The 17747-nt window shown below is 62.6% G+C and carries 13 protein-coding genes; 8 read left to right on the top strand and 5 right to left on the bottom strand.

Annotated features, from left to right (window positions below; genetic code table 11):
* Positions 1-2: 2 nt before the first annotated feature.
* Positions 3-1016 carry an alpha-ketoacid dehydrogenase subunit beta gene (locus tag G405_RS0104095; RefSeq protein ID WP_022700232.1) on the bottom strand — a complete coding sequence of 338 codons (1014 nt, stop codon included), beginning with the start codon at positions 1014-1016 and terminating at the stop codon, positions 3-5.
* Positions 1017-1019: 3 nt separating this feature from the next.
* The gene (locus tag G405_RS0104100; protein WP_022700233.1) at positions 1020-2249 is read right to left on the bottom strand and encodes a thiamine pyrophosphate-dependent enzyme; all 1230 of its coding nucleotides are present in this window, start codon (positions 2247-2249) and stop codon (positions 1020-1022) included.
* 277 nt (positions 2250-2526) lie between these two features.
* Here G405_RS0104100 and G405_RS0104110 point away from each other — a divergent pair, with 277 nt between their 5' ends.
* A complete protein-coding gene (locus G405_RS0104110) occupies positions 2527-2985 on the top strand; it encodes a hypothetical protein (RefSeq protein WP_028284518.1) in 459 nt (152 codons plus the stop codon).
* A gap of 50 nt (positions 2986-3035) precedes the next feature.
* On the opposite strand, the gene G405_RS0104115 is transcribed toward G405_RS0104110, so the two are convergent.
* Positions 3036-4223: a thiolase family protein gene (locus G405_RS0104115; protein WP_022700236.1), complete on the bottom strand. Its 1188-nt coding sequence runs from the start codon at positions 4221-4223 to the stop codon at positions 3036-3038.
* Between the two features lie 337 nt (positions 4224-4560).
* The gene (gene mnmA, locus G405_RS0104120; protein WP_040705205.1) at positions 4561-5697 is read right to left on the bottom strand and encodes a tRNA 2-thiouridine(34) synthase MnmA; all 1137 of its coding nucleotides are present in this window, start codon (positions 5695-5697) and stop codon (positions 4561-4563) included.
* 291 nt (positions 5698-5988) lie between these two features.
* Between mnmA and G405_RS0104125 the strand changes: the two genes are divergently transcribed.
* The 5 genes from G405_RS0104125 to G405_RS0104145 all read left to right on the top strand — a co-directional run bounded on the left by G405_RS0104125 (position 5989) and on the right by G405_RS0104145 (position 12470).
* Complete coding sequence (locus G405_RS0104125; protein ID WP_022700238.1) at positions 5989-7689, top strand: methyl-accepting chemotaxis protein; 1701 nt, start codon at positions 5989-5991, stop codon at positions 7687-7689.
* A 116-nt stretch (positions 7690-7805) separates the two neighbouring features.
* Entirely contained in the window at positions 7806-9032 is a 1227-nt protein-coding gene (locus G405_RS0104130; RefSeq protein ID WP_022700239.1) for a methyl-accepting chemotaxis protein, read from the top strand.
* Positions 9033-9131: 99 nt separating this feature from the next.
* On the top strand, positions 9132-10229 hold the full coding sequence (gene ychF, locus G405_RS0104135; protein WP_022700240.1) for a redox-regulated ATPase YchF: 1098 nt from the start codon (positions 9132-9134) through the stop codon (positions 10227-10229).
* A 73-nt stretch (positions 10230-10302) separates the two neighbouring features.
* On the top strand, positions 10303-11178 hold the full coding sequence (locus G405_RS0104140; protein ID WP_022700241.1) for an enoyl-CoA hydratase-related protein: 876 nt from the start codon (positions 10303-10305) through the stop codon (positions 11176-11178).
* 44 nt (positions 11179-11222) lie between these two features.
* Entirely contained in the window at positions 11223-12470 is a 1248-nt protein-coding gene (locus G405_RS0104145; RefSeq protein ID WP_022700242.1) for a multidrug effflux MFS transporter, read from the top strand.
* Here the strand turns inward: G405_RS0104145 and G405_RS0104150 are convergent.
* Positions 12467-13360, bottom strand: coding sequence for a 23S rRNA (adenine(2030)-N(6))-methyltransferase RlmJ (locus G405_RS0104150; protein WP_022700243.1), 894 nt, complete (start codon positions 13358-13360; stop codon positions 12467-12469). The two genes, G405_RS0104145 and G405_RS0104150, sit on opposite strands and share 4 nt — an antisense overlap.
* Before the next feature lie 150 nt (positions 13361-13510).
* Here G405_RS0104150 and G405_RS0104155 point away from each other — a divergent pair, with 150 nt between their 5' ends.
* Positions 13511-16078 carry a zinc-dependent metalloprotease gene (locus G405_RS0104155; RefSeq protein WP_022700244.1) on the top strand — a complete coding sequence of 856 codons (2568 nt, stop codon included), beginning with the start codon at positions 13511-13513 and terminating at the stop codon, positions 16076-16078.
* A 172-nt stretch (positions 16079-16250) separates the two neighbouring features.
* The gene (locus G405_RS0104160) at positions 16251-17744 is read left to right on the top strand and encodes a S10 family peptidase (RefSeq protein ID WP_022700245.1); all 1494 of its coding nucleotides are present in this window, start codon (positions 16251-16253) and stop codon (positions 17742-17744) included.
* Positions 17745-17747: the final 3 nt, after the last annotated feature.

Raw genomic sequence — 17747 nt, forward strand, 5'->3', positions numbered from 1 at the left:
GCTCAGGCCTCCGTCACGGTCTTCATCGCGCGCGCAAAGCGGTCGCGCGTGGGGAAGTACGCCCATTCATGGGCGTGCGGATAAGGAATGTCCCAGCCGGTCAGGCGGAAGATCGGCGCTTCCAGCGCATAGAAGCATTCTTCCTGGATCTGGGCGGCCAGCTCGGCGGCGAAACCGGACGTGCGCGGCGCTTCCTGAGCGACGACGACCCGACCGGTCTTGTTCACCGATTTGGCGATGGTCTCGACATCATAGGGCACGAGCGTCTTGAGATCGATGATCTCGGCATCGATGCCGGACGCTTCGGCGGCGGCCTGGGCCACATGGACCAGCGTGCCATAGGCGATGACGGTGCAGGCTTCGCCTTCACGCACCACTTCCGCCTTGCCCAGCTCGACGGTGTAATGACCTTCAGGCACCTCGCCCTTGGCGTGCTTGGCCCAGGATTTCAGCGGGGTGTCCGGCACGCCGTCAAACGGGCCATTGTAAATCCGCTTGGGCTCAAAGAAGATCACCGGATCGCCGCTTTCCAGCGCCGAGATCAGCAGGCCCTTGGCGTCATACGGGTTGGACGGGACCACCACCTGAAGCCCCGGCACATGAGTGAAGAAGGCTTCCGGGCTCATCGAGTGAGTCTGGCCGCCGCGAATGCCGCCGCCCCAGGGCGACCGCACGACGCAGCCCGACGTGAACTGACCCGCCGAGCGATAACGGATACGGCTCATCTCGGAGACGATCTGGTCGATCGCGGGAAAGATGTAGTCCGAAAACTGGATCTCAGCGATGGGCTTGAGGCCTTTCGCCGCCATACCCACCGACATGCCGGCAATCGCCGCCTCGTTGATCGGGGTGTCAAACACCCGGTCGAGGCCGTACTTCTCTTGAAGCTTGTCGGTGGCCTTGAAAACGCCGCCGAAATAGCCCGCATCCTCGCCAAAGACCACAACGTCCGGATCACGCTCCAGAAGCACGTCCATGGCGGAGTTCAGCGCCTGAATGATGTTCATCGCTGGCATGACTTAAACCCCCAGATCCTGGCGCTGACGGCGCAGCCGCCAATCGGGCTTGGCGTAGACGTCTTCGAAAATGCTTTCGGTGGGCGAAAGCGGGCCTTCATGCAACGTGCCGTGGCTTTCCGCTTCCTTGTAGGATTTCACCACCAGCGCGGTCATCTGCTCTTCAAGCTTTGCGTGGCGAGTCTCGTCCCACTCACCCTTGCCGATCAGATGCTGTTTCAGGCGCTCGATGGGATCGCCCAGCGGCCAGCGGTCAAACTCGGTCTTGGGACGGTATTTGGTGGGATCGTCCGAGGTGGAGTGCGCGTCGGCGCGATAGGTGAACAGCTCCAGCAGGGTCGCGCCCTTACCCTGACGGGCGCGCTCTGCGGCCCATTGGGTGGCGGCGTAGACGGCGAGGAAGTCATTGCCGTCCGCCCGGATCGAGGCGAGGCCATAGCCCAGCCCTTTCGCCGCAAAGGTCGGCGCATCGCCGCGGGCGATGTTCTGGTTGGACGAGATGGCCCATTGGTTATTCACGACGTTGAAGATCACCGGCGCGCGATAGGTGGACGCCAGGGTCAGACCGGCGTGGAAATCGCCTTCCGCCGTAGTGCCGTCACCGATCCAGCTCGCCGCGATCTGGTCCTCGCCCTTATAGGCGCAGGCCATGGCATAGCCGGCGGCTTGCGGGAACTGGGTGCCCAGATTGCCCGAGATGGTGAAGAAATTGCCTTCAGCCCAGGTGTAGTGCACCGGCAGCTGGCGACCTTTGAGATTGTCGCGGCTGTTGGAGATGCAATGGCACATCATGTCGACGATATTGCGCCCGCGCGCGAACAGGATGCCCTGCTGGCGATAGCTGGGGAACACCATGTCGGTGGGCTTCAGAGCCATGGCGGCGGCGACGGCGACCGCCTCCTCGCCCGTGGACTTCATGTAGAAGCTCATCTTGCCCTGACGCTGCAGCTTGAGCATGCGTTCGTCATAGATCCGGGTGAGCACCATATGGCTCAGGCCTTCACGCAGAACTTCGGGGCTCAGCTCGGGGTTCCACGCGCCAACAGCCTGATGGTTGTGATCCAGAACGCCGACGAGCCCTGTCGCCAGGTCTTGGGTCTCTTGCCAGGATGCGGCGGGATCAGGCCGCAGCGCCTCGCCCGCTTTCTGAAGATCGAGATGGGCGAAGTCGGGCTCGTCCCCCGGCCGATACGGCGGGGTCGGAACGTGGAAACGAGTCTGTCCGTTCGACATGCTTTGTCCGTACGTTTCTTCAAGCCATACAAGGCTTTTCAGGCCGCGAGGTAGCGTTCAGAATCGGTTTTGGCAAGCGAAGCGCGGCAAGCAGCATCATGTTGCAGCGCGTCATAATTCTTCTGTTTTTGATGAAAAACAGACGTCAATTCGAAGCATGTCCGGTATCCGCCAAGCCGCGCCACAAGGCGAATGCGTGATCAGAACCACTTGATTTAGACATCATAAGTTACGCCGCGTGCAATCATGAAGCGTTTTGATGAAGCGGTTGAGCCACATGACGCGTGTGAATCTTGCAAACCAGTTGATCTCCCAACGCCCTCGCATCTGGTATCTTGCTGTAGGCGGGATCGAGACTGTCCACGGCGCGATGGGCAATTTGCAAGAGCTGCAAAAACGGGTCGAAAAAGAGCATATCCGCGGCGCCATCATCGATTTCCGAAAGCTTGAAGGATATGACCCGCAACAGGACTGGGTCGGCTTTCTGAAAGGCTTGAAAGCCTATACGCCGCATGGCCTGCCCATCGCCTGGATGGCCCATACCCATGGCGCGAACGCCGCCCAACAACTGGCGCAGGCGGCTCAGAAAGCAGGCGCGCTGTCGCAATTCTGTCTGAACTGGCAAGCCGCGCTGATGACGGTCGGCCTGCCGAAAACGACGCCAGACCCCTTGCCGGGCCTGACCGCTCCTGCTGACGACGGCGATGAAGACGACGACGTCTTCTTGCTCGACTAAAAAAGCCCCGGCCAGCTGACCGGGGCTTTTTCATACGGCGTTCAAACCGATTAGTTCAGGCGTTCGATCGCGACCGCCGTGGCTTCACCGCCGCCGATGCACAGCGAGGCGACGCCTTTGGTCTTGCCCTGGCTTTCCAGAGCCGCGATCAGGGTGACCATGATGCGGGCGCCGGACGCGCCGATCGGGTGGCCGAGCGCACAGGCGCCACCATTGACGTTCACAACGTCATGGCTGAGGCCCAGCTCTTTCATCGCGATCATCGGCACCACGGCGAAGGCTTCGTTGATCTCCCACAGATCCACATCGTCCTTGGTCCAGCCCGCCTTCTCCAGAACCTTGCGCATGGCCGGAACCGGCGCCGTGGTGAAGTAAGCCGGCTCATGCGCATGAGCGGCGGTGGCGACGATCTTCGCCAGCGGCTTCAGGCCGCGACGCTCGGCTTCGCTCTGGCGCATCATGACCAGCGCCGCTGCGCCGTCAGAGATGGCTGAGGCGTTCGCCGCCGTCACCGTGCCGTCCTTGCCGAACGCAGGCTTCAGGCTGGGGATTTTTTCCGGACGCGCCTTGCGGGGCAGTTCGTCGGTTTCAACGGTGACATCGCCCTTGCGGCTCTTGATGGTCACCGGCGTGATCTCGCGCTTGAAATCGCCTTTTTCGGTCGCGCGAATGGCGCGGGCCAGAGTTTCCAGCGCGTAGGCGTCCTGGTCTTCGCGGGTGAACTGGTGCTCACGCGCGATCATGTCGGCGAACACGCCCATGGCGTTGCCTTCATACGCGTCTTCCAGACCGTCCTGGGCCATGTGGTCCTTGATCACGTCATGGCCGTACTTGAAGCCGGTGCGATGGTTCGGCATCAGATGCGGCGCATTGGTCATGGATTCCATACCGCCGGCCACGATCACCGAGGCGTCGCCCGAGGCGATGGAAGCGCGGCCCATGATGGCGGCCTGCATGCCAGAGCCGCACATCTTGTTCAGCGTGGTCGCCTCGACCGATTTGGGCAGACCGCCCTTGATGGCCGCCTGGCGCGCCGGGGCCTGGCCCTGGCCGGCGCTCAGCACATTGCCCATGTAGATAAGGTCCACATCGTCGCCGGCGACGCCGGCTTCAGCGAGCGCGGCCTTGACGGCTTCCGCGCCCAGCTCATTGGCGGACATCCCCGCCAGTTCTCCCAGCAGGCCGCCCATAGGGGTGCGCGCCATACCTACGATGACAATCGGATCTTCGGAACTCATGGTCCGTCTCCTAATAGTTTTATCTCGGCCGGCTCGGGCCGGTCATTGCGGTCAGAGAAAGGCCTTGTTTCGCACCGCGTCAAGAGTGCTCGCATACGCAGCAGGGCGGCTCAGTCGCGCCACAGCGCAGCAATCACGACTGAAACAGCTTGCGCAACAGGCCTTTTCTGGCTCGGCCCAGACCCATTCACAGAGTTATGAGTCCCATTCATTTTTTGATGAGCGTAAGGGCGAAAGCAGAAATGATCCGGATCTATTTCCACGTCCGGGCGCGCAGAGTCACGCCTTGCCCGCTTTGAGCGAGAAACAGATCACAGCAGATTCTCGAAGCCAGACGCTAACCCGTCGCCCGGATCCAGCCGCCGCCCAGCACCCGGTCATGATCGGGGTGGGAATAAAAGACACAGGCCTGCCCGGGCGCGACGCCTTCTTCGCCCTGATCAAGCAGCACGAAGACGCCGTCTTCGCCCACTTCCAGAACCGCCGGTTTGGGCGGACGGGTGGATCGCACCTTGATGCCGACCGTCAGACCATCGGCTTCGCTCAGATCGCCATCGCCGATCCAGTTCACATCCGTCAGCGTGATCTTGCGCACTTGCAAGGCCTCGCGCGGGCCGACGATGACTTGCGCCGCCTCCGCATCCAGACGCACCACATACAGCGGCTCGCCCGTCGCGATCCCAAGGCCGCGGCGCTGGCCCACCGTATAGCGCAGCACGCCTTCGTGACGGCCCATCACCCGGCCGTCCAGATGCACGATCTCGCCCGGACGCGAGGCGCCCGGACGCACTTTCTCGACCACGCTGGCGTAATCACCGTCGGGCACAAAACAGATATCCTGGCTGTCGGGCTTGGCGGCCACGATCAGCCCCAGGGCGGCGGCCAGCTCACGGGTCTGGTCCTTGTTCAGATGCCCCAGCGGGAAGCGCAGATAATCAAGTTGCTCTTCAGTGGTGGCGAACAGGAAATAGGACTGGTCCTTGCCCGCATCCGCGGCGCGGCGCAGTTCGGGGCGGTTGCCGTTCATCGTGCGCTGGATGTAGTGCCCCGTGACCAGACAGTCCGCGCCCAGTTGCTTGGACGTCGCCAGCAGGTCGGCGAACTTCACAGACTGATTGCACCGCACGCAGGGGATGGGCGTGAAGCCGGCCAGATAGGTGTCGGCGAAATCCTCGATCACCGCTTCGCGGAAGCGGGTTTCGTAGTCGAGCACGTAATGGGCGAACCCCATCGCTTCGGCCACGCGGCGGGCGTCGTGAATGTCCTGACCGGCGCAGCACGCGCCTTTGCGGTGCACCGCCTCGCCATGATCGTACAGCTGCAGCGTCATGCCCACGACCTGATAGCCGGCGCGGTGCAGCACCGCGGCCACAACCGAGCTGTCGACGCCGCCAGACATGGCGGCGACCACGCGGTGGTCAGAGGGCTCCCCGCCCAGATTGAGAAATTCACCCGTCAGCCCGTACTCGGCCATCAGCGCGTCAACCCGCGCCGTATCGAGCACCGGACTGGAAACAGGAGTGGAAACAGCGCCCGCGCCAGGGCGCGGGGCGTTGGATATCAGCGTCGTCATTATCTTTCCCCTACCGGTTCAAGGCCGGAAGCGAATTACAAAAGAGGGCCGCATATAAGAGCAAGACTGAAATAAAACCAGTCTATCCGATCACAATGTCTATTGAGACGGGCTCAGGGAAACAGTGCTTCAGACTTTGTTATCCATATCTGCGTCACCAAAGAGGGCATCCGACAAGCAAGAGAGACTATTATGTTCAGTTCCCTGGTTACACGTCTCGTCACGCTCATTCTTGGGCTCGTCGCGGTGGGGATCGCCCTGACAGCGCTTTCGGCAGGATGGGTGATCAACAACTCGATCTCCCGCTCGGCCTCTGAAGCGCAGGAAATGAATTTGCGTGTCGCAGCCGCCACGCTGCAAACCACGCGCCTTCCGGAACTGGACATCCGCTATAACTCGGACGGCGAGATCACACGGCTTGAAGCGCCGGCGCTGCCTGAGTTCACCTCCCACGAAATGATTGACTCCGTAGGACGCCAGACCGGCCAGACCGCGACCTTGTTTATCTGGTCAGAAGCCGAGAACGATTTCTTCCGGCGCACCACCAATATCGTCAAACCCGATGGAAACCGGGCCGTCGGCACGCCGCTGGGCGCTGGCGCCGTTTATGATTCAATGATGGCCGGGCAGGGCTTCCGCGGCCAGGCGACCATTCTGGGCAAGGACTATTTCACCGCCTACCAGCCTGTCTTCACCCCCGAGGGTGATACCATCGGCATCTTGTATGTGGGCGTGGAAAAAGCGGCGATCATCGCCACGCGCAACAATGTCTTGCTCGTCACCGCTTTGCTGGCGCTGTTGTCGCTCGGCGTCGCCGGCGGGGTCGGCTTCTGGGTCAGCCGCCGCGCGCTGGCGCCCCTGAACGCAATGACCCAGACCATCGACCACGTGGCCTCTGGCCAGTATGAAACCCAAACGAATTATTCCGCCCGCAAAGACGAGATTGGGCAGATCGCCCGGTCAATCACCACCTTGTGCAACAAGCTTCAGGACGCGGAAAACCTGCGGCGAGGCGAAATGGACAAACAGGCGGTCGAGGCGCGTCGCGCCAAAACCCTGGCTGACGAAATCGCCAAGTTCGAACAAACCGCCAATCAGGTCCTGAGCACCGTCATCAAAGCCGCACAGGACGTGCAGCAAACTGCTGAATCCACCCGTTCGACCTCCATCGAAAGCCGCGATCGTCTGGCCAAGGTCAGCGAAGCGGCTCAGGCCGCCAGCGCAGGCGTCCAGACCATGGCCGCCTCCACCGAGGAGCTGAACGCCTCCATCGGCGAGCTGCGCGGGTCCGCAGCGCGGGTGGCCGAGCTGACGTCCGCATCCGCAGATCAGACCCTGCAAAGCCGGTCCAAGATGGAGGACATCAGCGACTCCCTGACCGACATGACTGAAATCATCGCCGGCATCGACGCTGTGGCCGAACAGACCAACCTTCTGGCGCTGAACGCCACCATCGAGGCGGCGCGCGCCGGTGAAGCCGGCAAGGGCTTCGCGGTCGTGGCCAGCGAAGTCAAAGCCCTGGCCGAGCAAACCACCAAGCTGACCGAGACCATCAACGCCCGGATCGTGAACTTCAAATCCCTGGTCCAGGACGCGGGTCAGGCGACGCAAAGCGTGGCGGACGCCATGATGCAGATCGACCAGGCGTCGTCTGAAAGCGCCTCTGCGGTCGAACAACAAACCGCCGCCGTGTCTGAAATCAGCCGCTCCGCCCAGACCGCCGCCGAACGCACGGGACTGGTGGACGAAGAAACCAGCACGGTCATGAAAGGCGCGGAGGCCTCGGTGGCCAATGCGGATCAGATCGCCCAGCTTTGCTCGGAACTGGAAAGCAACGCCGCCAGCATGTCGAAGACGATCAACGACTTTCTGCTTTCAGTCAGAACGGCCTAAGCATGAGACTATGCGAGCTTATCGGCCCCTATCGCGTGTGAGACCCCACACTTTTTAGGGGGGCATTAACCCTCATGACCCCATCACACTGACAGTTCAATCAACTGAGATCTGTGATGCCCGCGCTGCCGCTTTCCGTTCGCTTCATCCTCGTCTTTCTCGGCCTGATGACCTTTGGGGTGTTGCTGAAGACCGGGCTGTACGCCGCCTTCGGCGCAGGCTGGCTGGGCTTTTTGATGGCCACCGCGATCGCCGGCGCCATCACTGCGGCGCTCGCCTGGCCCGTCATCCAGCGCATGTTCAAGCCGATGCTCGATCTTGCCCAGCGCATGGACGCTGTGGCGCAAGGCGATCGCAGCGCTGACGACGCGTTTGAAGGTCGGGCCGACGAAATCGGCCGGATCGCCAAGGCCCTCAATCACATGACCCGACAGCTGCATGCAGCGGAAACCGCCCAGGCGGGCGAACTGTCGCGCAAGGAGCAAGAGGCGCAAAAGGCGCAGGCTCTGCAGGCTGAAATCGAGACGTTCAAGACCGGCGCGGGTCAAACCTTGCGCGCCGTTGAAGCTTTGCTTGAGCAAGTCGTCGAGGCCGCCGAGACGTCCCGAACCGCCGCTGAAGACGGCCAGTCCCGCGCCGGCTCTATGAACGAAGCCGCGCGCGAGGCCAGCAATGGCGTGCAGACCATGGCCGCGGCCACTGAAGAACTGAATGTCTCGATCAATGAAGTGCGCGGCTCCGCCGAACGCGTGTCAAACCTCACCCGACGCACCGCCGAGCGCACCCAGGAGAGCCAGGCCAGCATGAACGAGATGGCCTCGGCGCTGGCGGACATGGTCGAGATCATTTCCGGCATTAACGCCGTGGCCGAGCAGACCAATCTTCTGGCGCTCAACGCCACCATCGAAGCGGCGCGCGCCGGCGAAGCCGGTAAAGGGTTTGCGGTTGTGGCCAGCGAGGTGAAAGCCCTGTCCACCCAGACCACAAAGCTGACCGAGACCATTGGCGAGCGTATCTCTCGCTTTGAAGCCAGCGTTCAGGACGCGTCCAAGACGGCGGCTGCGATTGTGGAGGAGATCACCGAGATCGACGCGGCGTCCGCGGAAAGCGCCTCCGCTGTCGAACAGCAGACCGCCGCCGTCGCCGAAATTTCCGGGACCGCCCAGACCGCCGCCCAGAAAACCCAGGCTGTGGATGAAGACAGCGTGCAGGTGATGCAAGGCGCGCAAAACGCCGTCGCCGCCGCGAACCAGATTGCAGACATGGCCAACCAGCTGCGCACCAACGCCAATGATCTGTCTGACCGGATCGACGGTTTTCTGGAGGCGGTGAACGCCGCATAGCGCGGCCTCTCTGCCCGCCCCCCTTCCCTCACTCCCGCGTTCGGCCTATACGGCCCGCCAAAGTCGCTACACACGCTGAGCTGAAGAGAGGCGCGCGCCATGGGTTTCAAATGCGGGATTGTCGGTCTGCCGAATGTGGGCAAATCCACCCTGTTCAACGCGCTGACCCAGACGGCGGCGGCCCAGGCGGCGAACTATCCCTTCTGCACCATTGAACCCAATGTGGGCGAAGTGGCGGTGCCTGAACCGCGCCTGCAAAAGCTGGCCGAGATCGGCGGGTCCGCCAATGTGATCCCGGCGCGGATGAACTTTGTGGACATCGCCGGCCTGGTGAAAGGCGCGTCGCAGGGCGAAGGCCTGGGCAACCAGTTCCTGGCCAATATCCGCGAAACCGACGCGATCTTGTACGTGCTGCGCTGTTTTGAAGATGGCGACATCACCCACGTCGCAGGCAAAATTGATCCGCTGGCCGATTTCGAGACCGTGGAGACCGAGCTGATGCTCGCCGACATGGACAGCCTTGAAAAGCGCCGCGCCAATCTCGAGAAAAAAGCCAAGTCCGGCGACAAGGACGCCAAGGCCACTATCGAGCTGGTGGATCTGGCCCTGGCCGAGCTGCAGGAAGGCCGCCCGGCCCGCAATGCGGACGTGCCTGAAGACATGGCCAAGGAGTGGAAAATGCTCCAGCTCCTGACCTCAAAGCCTGTCATGTTCGTCGCCAATGTGGACGAGGAGTCCGCAGGAACCGGCAACGCCTTTTCCAAGGTCGTCGAAGAGCGCGCCGCTCAGGACGGCGCAGCCTGCGTGGTGATCTCCGCCAAGATCGAATCCGAGCTGGCGCTGCTGGACGATGACGAACGCGCGGAATATCTCGCCGAGATCGGCCTTGAAGAGCCCGGCCTCGATCGTCTGATCCATGTGGGCTACACGCTGCTGGATCTTCAGACCTATTTCACCGTCGGCCCGAAAGAGGCGCGCGCCTGGACCATCCGCAAGGGCTGGACCGCGCCCAAGGCCGCCGGCGTCATCCATGGCGATTTTGAACGCGGCTTCATCCGGGCCGAAACCACCGCCTATGACGATTACGTCTCCAACGGCGGGGAAAGCGGCGCGCGCGAAGCCGGCAAGCTGCGTCAGGAAGGCAAGGAGTATGTCGTCCAGGACGGCGACGTCATGCTCTTCAAATTCAACGTCTAAAGCGCGACACAGCAGCTGACGACCGGGCGTTAAGCGCTTAAGCTCTCCGAAAAACAGACTTTCGGGGAGTGATATGAGCTATTCCACCATTCGCTATGAGGTTCAGGACGGCATCAGCCTGCTGACCCTGCATCGGCCAGACGCCATGAACGCCTTCACCACGCAAATGGGTGAGGAAATGGCGGACGCGTTTGATCGCTCGGACGCCGATCCTTCCGTGCGCGCCATGGTCGTCACGGGCGAGGGCCGCGCCTTCTGCGCCGGGGCGGACCTGTCGCTGGGCGCTGAAACCTTCAACGCCGTCGCCACGGCCCAGGCCGAAGGCGAGCTGGTGGACACCGATCCGCAATGGCGCGATTTCGGCGGGCGGTTGAACCTGCGCATTTTTGACAGCGAGAAACCGGTCGTGGCCGCCATCAACGGCGCCTCGGTCGGCATCGGCGCCACCATGATTCTGCCCATGGATGCGCGCGTGGCGCTGGCGGGCGCGAAATTCGCCCTGCCCTTCACCAAGCGCGGCATCGCCTGGGATGGCTGCGCCAGCTGGTTCCTGCCCCGCCTTGTGGGCGTCGAAGCCGCGCTGGACTGGGGTTTGTCAGGCCGCACTTTCCTGGCTGAGGAAGCTCTGGCGCGCGGCCTTGTCAGCGAACTGCAGGACACGCCCGAAGCAGTTCTTGAGCGCGCACTGGAGCGGGCGCGCCTGTTCGTGAAAGACACGGCCCCGGTTTCCGTCGCCATGAACCGTCGCCTGCTCTGGCGGATGCTGGGGGCGAGCCATCCCATGGAGGCGCACCGGCTGGAAAGCCGCGCCATCCTTCATCGCGGCATGTCGCCAGATGCGGCTGAGGGCGTGACAAGCTTCCTGGAGAAGCGTACCCCGAACTTCCCCGGCCAGGTTCCTGCTGATTATCCAGCAGGCTGGCCCTGGGATACGGACCCGCAATACTAAGCCCCAGCCCCAATCGCGGTCGGGACGGCGCCCAGGAGGCCCGCTTGCAGCACCTGCCCTCTCCCGACCCGCTCCGCCCGCAAATCTCCACGCGGGAGCTGATCGCCATGGTCGGCTTCCTGATGGCGCTCAACGCCCTGTCCATCGACATCCTGCTGCCCGCTTTGTCCGAGGTCGGCAATGCACTTGGCGCGCCGGGCAATGACCGCCAGCTGGTGATCACCTCTTACGTCTTCGGCTTTGGACTGGCGCAGCTCGGCTTCGGACCGCTGTCAGATTCCCTGGGACGCCGCCGGACCTTGCTGATCGCGCTGGTCGCCTATCTGGCGGCGACATTGCTGTGCCTGGGCTCTCAAGGCTTGTGGCAATTGGTGGCCGCCCGCGCCCTGCAAGGGATCGCGGCGGCGGCCACACGGGTCATCGCCGTGGCCATCGTGCGCGATCTGGTGTCGGGACGCCGGATGGCGGAGATCATGTCCTTCGCCATGACCGTCTTCACCGTCGCCCCCATCCTGGCGCCCAGCATCGGCCAGCTGATCCTGTTCGGCGGCAGCTGGCGGGTGATTTTCGTCTTCCTGTTCGTGATGGCGGCGGCGCTGTCGGTCTGGATGCTGATCCGGTTGCCTGAAACCCTGCACCCCGACAAACGCACCCCGCTGCGGTTCGGATCGGCGATGCGCAATTATGTTCTGGCCGCCTCCAACCGCATCACGCTGGGCTATCTGACGGCGTCCTGCTTCATCATGGGGGCGCTCTTCGCCTTCATCGCCACCTCTGAACAGGTCTTGGCGGAGCTTTATGAGCTGGGCGTATGGTTCCCGCTCGCCTTCGCGGTCATCGCGATCGGGCTGGCGGGCGCCAATATCGTCAACGCCAAGATCGTGCGTCGGCTGGGCATGCGCCGGATTTCGCACTCCGCCCTGATCGCCTATCTTCTGGTCAATGGCGTGAACATGACGCTGGCCCTGTTCGGTCAGCCGCCTTTCATCGTCTATTTCGTGCTGCTGATGGCCGCCTTGATGCTGTTTTCCATGATCGGGGCGAATTTCTCCGCCCTCGCCATGGAGCCGGCGGGCGAACGCGCCGGGACCACCGCCGCGCTCTATGGCTCATCCACCGCAATGGCGGGCGCTGTGCTCGGCTCGCTGATCGGTCAGGGTTATAACGGCACGGTGCTGCCGATCACCATGGGGTTCACGGTGCTGGGCGCATTGGCCCTGCTGACGGTGCTGTGGACGGAAAAAGGCAAGCTCTTTGGCGTCGGCGAAACCAGTGATGAGGCGGACGCCTAGAATTCATCCACCATCAGGCTGTCATCATTGATGCAGCCGTCGAGACGCCAGCCCGCATCCTCATCTTGCGCCAAAAGCTCGGTCAGCCAGGGCAAGAGTTTCAGCAAGCGCTCTTCCAGCTTGAAGGGAGGATTGACCACCACCACGCCAGCGCCGGCGAGCGGTCCCTCTTCCTTGAGCTCGCGCACCCACATGTCCGCGCGCAACAGCTTCTCGCCTTCAAGGCCCTGATCCGCGATCAGCCATTCCGCCAGGCCGACGTCAAAGCGCTCCTGCGCCCACAGATCCTTCAGCGGTCGCCAGAAAATGAAGGTGCCTGTCGGCCAGCGCTCCAGCGCAGACTTCGCCGCCTGCGCCATGAACGCCATCTCGTCACGATGCTCGAACGGCGGATCGATCATCACCAGCCCGCGCTTTTCACGCGGCGGCACCAGCCCTGGCAAAGCCCGATAGCCGTCCATGGCCTGAACTTTCACACGGGCGTCGCGCGCATAGCGCTTGTCCAGGGTGACGCTATCATCCTTGTGAAGTTCGCACAGATGGATGCGGTCTTCCGCGCGCGCCAGACGGGCCGCGATTTCAGGCGAACCGGGATAGCTGGTCAGCGCGTCGCCGGAATTCATCGCGCGCACCACATTCAGATACGGGTCGAGCGAATCGCGAAGCTCCGCGGGAATGTCCGCTTCCATCAGGCGGCCGATGCCCTGCATCCATTCAGGGCTGCGACGGGCCTCGTCACCCGTCAGGTCATAAGCGCCGACGCCTGCATGCGTGTCGATCACCCGATAGGGCTTGGGTTTGGCGGCCAGATGCTCAAGGCATTGAGCGAGCACCAGATGCTTGAGCACATCCGCGAAATTACCGGCGTGAAACGCGTGACGATAGTTCATATGGGCTCGCTTTGCGCCTTGGATGAGGTCGGTTTGTATACGGGCGACTTACAATGTGACCAAACTGTAACCGATCACGACTTTGCTCTCGCCCCATCTCCAGCCTAGTTTGTCATCTTTGTACGGCAATCAAGAGGGGAGGGCTTTGAAATGTCGCAGTTTTGCAGCCTGTGGTTCACGGCGGCCATAGCCGCCATTACAGCGGGTTCGCCCGCATTCGCCCAAGACGAGGGCGATGAGGACGAAGCGCAGACCATTGAAGGGTTCACCGAAGAGTTTGAAACGATCGACGGTCTGTTTCCGCTCTATCGCAACCCTGAAGACGGCGCGCTCTATATGGAGATCGCCGCTGATCAGCTCGATGATGAATTCGTCTACTTCACCTATGCTGAAGACGGCGCGCCGCGCACCGGCCTGTTCCGCGGTCAGTTCCGCGACAATCGCGTTCTGACGTTCGCCCGCCATTACGGCGAAATCGAGATCAGCGCCGAGAACACCAGCTTCTCCTTTGATGAAGACAATGCGCTGTCACGCGCCTCCAGCGCCAACATCACTCGCGCGCCGCTGGCCGTGCTAGAGATCGAAGCAGAAACCGAAGGCGAAGACGACGCGCCGGACCGGTTCCTGGTGCAGATTGATTCGCTTCTGAGCGGCGAAGACCTTTCGCAAATCAAGCCTAACGCTCCGCGCGGCCCCGGCGCCGAAGACGCGTTCTCGATGGGCCGTCTGTCCGGTGACCGCACCCGCGTTCTGGACATTCGCAACTACCCTGAGAATACCGATGTGGTCGTCGAGTACGTCTACACCGAGGACTCCCCGCGCAATGGCGGCGGCGCCGAGATCACCGACGCTCGCGCCGTGGCGGTGACGGTGCAGCACAGCTTCCTGGCCCTGCCCGAAGAGGGCTATGAGCCGCGCGCAGACGATTTCCGCGTGGGTTATTTTGGCCAGCGCGTCACCAATCTGACCGACACCAGCGTCACGCCCTATGACGATGTGATCAACCGCTGGCGCCTCGTCAAACAGGACCCGACCGCCGAGATCTCCGATCCGGTCGAACCGATCGTGTGGTGGATCGAGAACACCACGCCGGTCGAACTGCGTGACACTATTCGCGACGCCGCCCTGACCTGGAACATCGCTTTTGAAGCTGCGGGCTTCTCCAATGCTCTGGAAGTGCGGGTCCAGCCGGATGACGCAGACTGGGACGCCGGCGACATTCGCTACAATGTGCTGCGCTGGACCTCGTCGCCCACGCCGCCCTTCGGCGGCTACGGCCCCAGCTTCACCCATCCGCGCACCGGCGAGATCATGGGCGCGGACATCATGCTGGAATACGTCTTCATGACGAACCGCATCCGGTATTCGGAGCTGTTTGACGTGGCGGGCCTGAGCCAGTGGTTGCCAGCCGAGCAGCTGGCGGAAGCGACCGGCGAGCCGGTGATCGAACATGATCACGACGCCCATGGCGCGATGTGCAATTTCGCTGAACATCTGCAAATGGAGACGCTGTCCGGCGTCGCCGCCTTGCAGGCGCAAGGCGCGACCACGGTCGAAATGAACGAACTGATCCGTCAGTCCCTGCACTATCTCGTGATCCACGAGATCGGCCATACGCTGGGCCTGATGCACAATATGCGGGCGACCTCCACCATCTCGCTCGATGATCTGGCGAACGGCGAGACCGTGACCGGCTCCATCATGGATTACCCGGCGCTGAACCTGCCGATGCAAGACGGCGCCAGCGTGCAATACTCCCAGGAAGTCCCGGGGCCCTATGACATCTGGGCGATCAGCTATGGCTACACCCCGGATGCGGACGCCCTGCCCGCACTTTTGGAGCAATCGACGGATCCGGCGCTGGCTTTCGGCAATGACGCCGACGACCTGCGTTCGCCGGGCCGCCACTCCGATCCGCGCGTGATGATCAATGACCTGTCGTCCGACCCTGTGACCTGGGCCGGCCAACGCGTCGAGCTGATCAACGACACCCTGCGCACCCTGCCGGAAAACTTCGAGATTGAAGGGGAAACCTATCAGCCTCTTCTGACGAGCTATCTGGTGCTCTCTGGCCAGCGCTTCGGCGCCGCCAATGTGGCCAGCCGTCATATCGGCGGGATCTACAACAACCGCTCGGTGGTGGGTCAGCCCGGCGCCGAGACGCCGTTCATCCCGGTTCCTCGCGACACGCAGGAACAAGCGCTCGACGTGCTCGATGCGGCCCTGTTCGGTCCGGACGCGTTCGCTGCGGAAGAAGCCTATCTTGATCATCTGCAGCGTCAGCGGCGCTTCTTTGATCATTTCGGCAGCGATGAAGACCCGGCGCTTCATGAGCGTGCGTTCAACCAGCAACGCGCAGTCATGGCGCATCTGCTGCATCCCAACATGCTCGAGCGTATGAATGATGCGCGCCAGTATGGCGGGGAGTATCCGGTGGCCGATTATCTGCAGGACCTGACGCAAGTGGTGTACGCCGCCGACATTCGCGGTGAACCGAACACCTATCGCCAGAACCTGCAGGTGGAGTATCTGCGCCAGCTGATCTCGATTGTCGGAAACGGCGATTATGCGCCGGTGGCCCGGTCGGCCGCCCTCGCCGCCATCAACGACGTCAAAGGCTGGGTCGGCCCAGACTGGATGCCCGACCTGATGGGTTCGCGCGAAGCCAAAGCGCACCGCGCGCATCTGCGCACGCTGATCAACGCCTTCGAAGGTTAAGATCAACGCCTTGCGCCGCCCCCGTCCTCTGGACGGGGGCGGTTTGCGTTTGGGCTCGCCCTTATGTCTGGACTTGACCTGACAAGTGCCAAGACCGCACAACGTACTATTATAACACCGGCCCGGACGGCGACGTCGAAGAGCCGGGAAAAACGGGGAAAAGGAGACGGATATGATCCGCACCGCCGCCGCCGCGCTCAGCGCGGCGCTTATGCTCGCCAGCCCGCTCATGGCTCAGGACGAGACGCCCGACATTCCAGAACCGAAACGCTGGGAATCCACCGGCCAGGTCACCGCTGACGGCGAGCGCATCCGCTATAGCGTCATTGCTGGCGAGACGTATCTGGAAAACGACGAGGGCGAGCCTACCGGCTCGATCTTCTCCACCACCTATCTGCGCGAGGGCGTGTCTGATCCACGCACCCGCCCGGTGGCCTTCATTTTCAATGGCGGGCCCGGCTCGGCCTCGCTTTGGCTGCATATGGGCATGTTCGGCCCGCAACGCGTGGTGCTGCCCAGCGACGCCCGCGATGACGGCGCCGCGCCGTTCGACCTGCGCGAAAACCCTGAAACGCTTCTGGATGAGGCCGATCTCGTCTTCATCGACCCCGTCGGCACCGGCTGGAGCCGCGCTCTGGGCGACACCGACCCGGCTGAAGAGTTCTGGGGCGTGGATGAAGACGCGGCTTCCGTCGCAGCCTTCATTCGTAAATGGCTGACCGAGCATCAGCGCTGGAATTCGCCGAAATACCTGCTCGGCGAAAGCTATGGCACCACCCGCATCGGCGCGCTGATGCGCCAGCTTGAAGCGGGCTGGAACGACGTCTCCATCAATGGCGTCGTGCTGATCTCCGTGGTGCTCGACTTCCGCCTGGACGCCACCGATCCCGGCAATGAAATCGGCTATGTGGGCCTGATCCCCGGCTACGCCGCAACCGCCTGGCATCACAATCTGGTGGACCGCTCCGCCTGGAACAATGACCGTGACGCCTTCCTGGATGACGCGCGTGCTTTCGCAACGGACGAATACCTGCCGGCGCTGGTGCGCGGTCATGACATCGACGCCGCCCGCAAGGCTGACGTCATCTCCCGCATGAGCGCGCTGACCGGCCTGTCAGAGCAATATATCGAACGCTCCGACATGCGTGTGACGCTATCGCGGTTCCGCACCGAATTGCTGCGCGATCAGGGCCTGTCCGTGGGACGCTTTGACTCTCGCTTCACAGGCGTGGAGCCGATCGGCGTGGCCGACAGCCCGGAGGGCGACCCGTCCGGCTATGGCATTGACGGCGCCTATACCGCCGCAATGATGGATTACTACACCCGCGTTCTGGGCGTGGATGAAACCCGCCCCTACACCACGCTGGGCGGCGTGCGCGAGTGGAACTGGGACGCTGGCCCCGCCGGCGGCAACAATAATTACGTCAACACGTCTGTTTGGCTCGAGCGCGCCATGCGCCAGAACCAGGATCTGCGGGTGCTCGCCACCAACGGCATCTATGATCTGGCGACGCCGTTCTTCGCCACCGAGATGACGTTCAATCGCCCTGGCTATTACGACCAGGACCGCATCGAGCTGACCTATTATCCGGCCGGCCACATGATGTATCTGCACCAGCCCTCCATCGAGCAGCTGGCGCAAGACGTGCGTGACTTCATCGAATAGGCG

Origin of the sequence: Oceanicaulis alexandrii DSM 11625 (assembly GCF_000420265.1) — a bacterium.
Lineage (GTDB): Bacteria > Pseudomonadota > Alphaproteobacteria > Caulobacterales > Maricaulaceae > Oceanicaulis > Oceanicaulis alexandrii.

Bases quoted from the DNA above. Each gene is read 5' to 3' on its own strand.
- G405_RS0104155 (WP_022700244.1), top strand. From the start codon at position 13,511: ATGTCGCAGTTTTGCAGCCTGTGGTTCACGGCGGCCATAGCCGCCATT.
- G405_RS0104150 (WP_022700243.1), bottom strand. From the start codon at position 13,360: ATGAACTATCGTCACGCGTTTCACGCCGGTAATTTCGCGGATGTGCTC.
- G405_RS0104100 (WP_022700233.1), bottom strand. From the start codon at position 2,249: ATGTCGAACGGACAGACTCGTTTCCACGTTCCGACCCCGCCGTATCGG.
- G405_RS0104110 (WP_028284518.1), top strand. From the start codon at position 2,527: ATGACGCGTGTGAATCTTGCAAACCAGTTGATCTCCCAACGCCCTCGC.
- G405_RS0104115 (WP_022700236.1), bottom strand. From the start codon at position 4,223: ATGAGTTCCGAAGATCCGATTGTCATCGTAGGTATGGCGCGCACCCCT.
- ychF (WP_022700240.1), top strand. From the start codon at position 9,132: ATGGGTTTCAAATGCGGGATTGTCGGTCTGCCGAATGTGGGCAAATCC.
- G405_RS0104140 (WP_022700241.1), top strand. From the start codon at position 10,303: ATGAGCTATTCCACCATTCGCTATGAGGTTCAGGACGGCATCAGCCTG.
- G405_RS0104160 (WP_022700245.1), top strand. From the start codon at position 16,251: ATGATCCGCACCGCCGCCGCCGCGCTCAGCGCGGCGCTTATGCTCGCC.
- G405_RS0104130 (WP_022700239.1), top strand. From the start codon at position 7,806: ATGCCCGCGCTGCCGCTTTCCGTTCGCTTCATCCTCGTCTTTCTCGGC.
- G405_RS0104125 (WP_022700238.1), top strand. From the start codon at position 5,989: ATGTTCAGTTCCCTGGTTACACGTCTCGTCACGCTCATTCTTGGGCTC.
- G405_RS0104095 (WP_022700232.1), bottom strand. From the start codon at position 1,016: ATGCCAGCGATGAACATCATTCAGGCGCTGAACTCCGCCATGGACGTG.
- mnmA (WP_040705205.1), bottom strand. From the start codon at position 5,697: ATGGCCGAGTACGGGCTGACGGGTGAATTTCTCAATCTGGGCGGGGAG.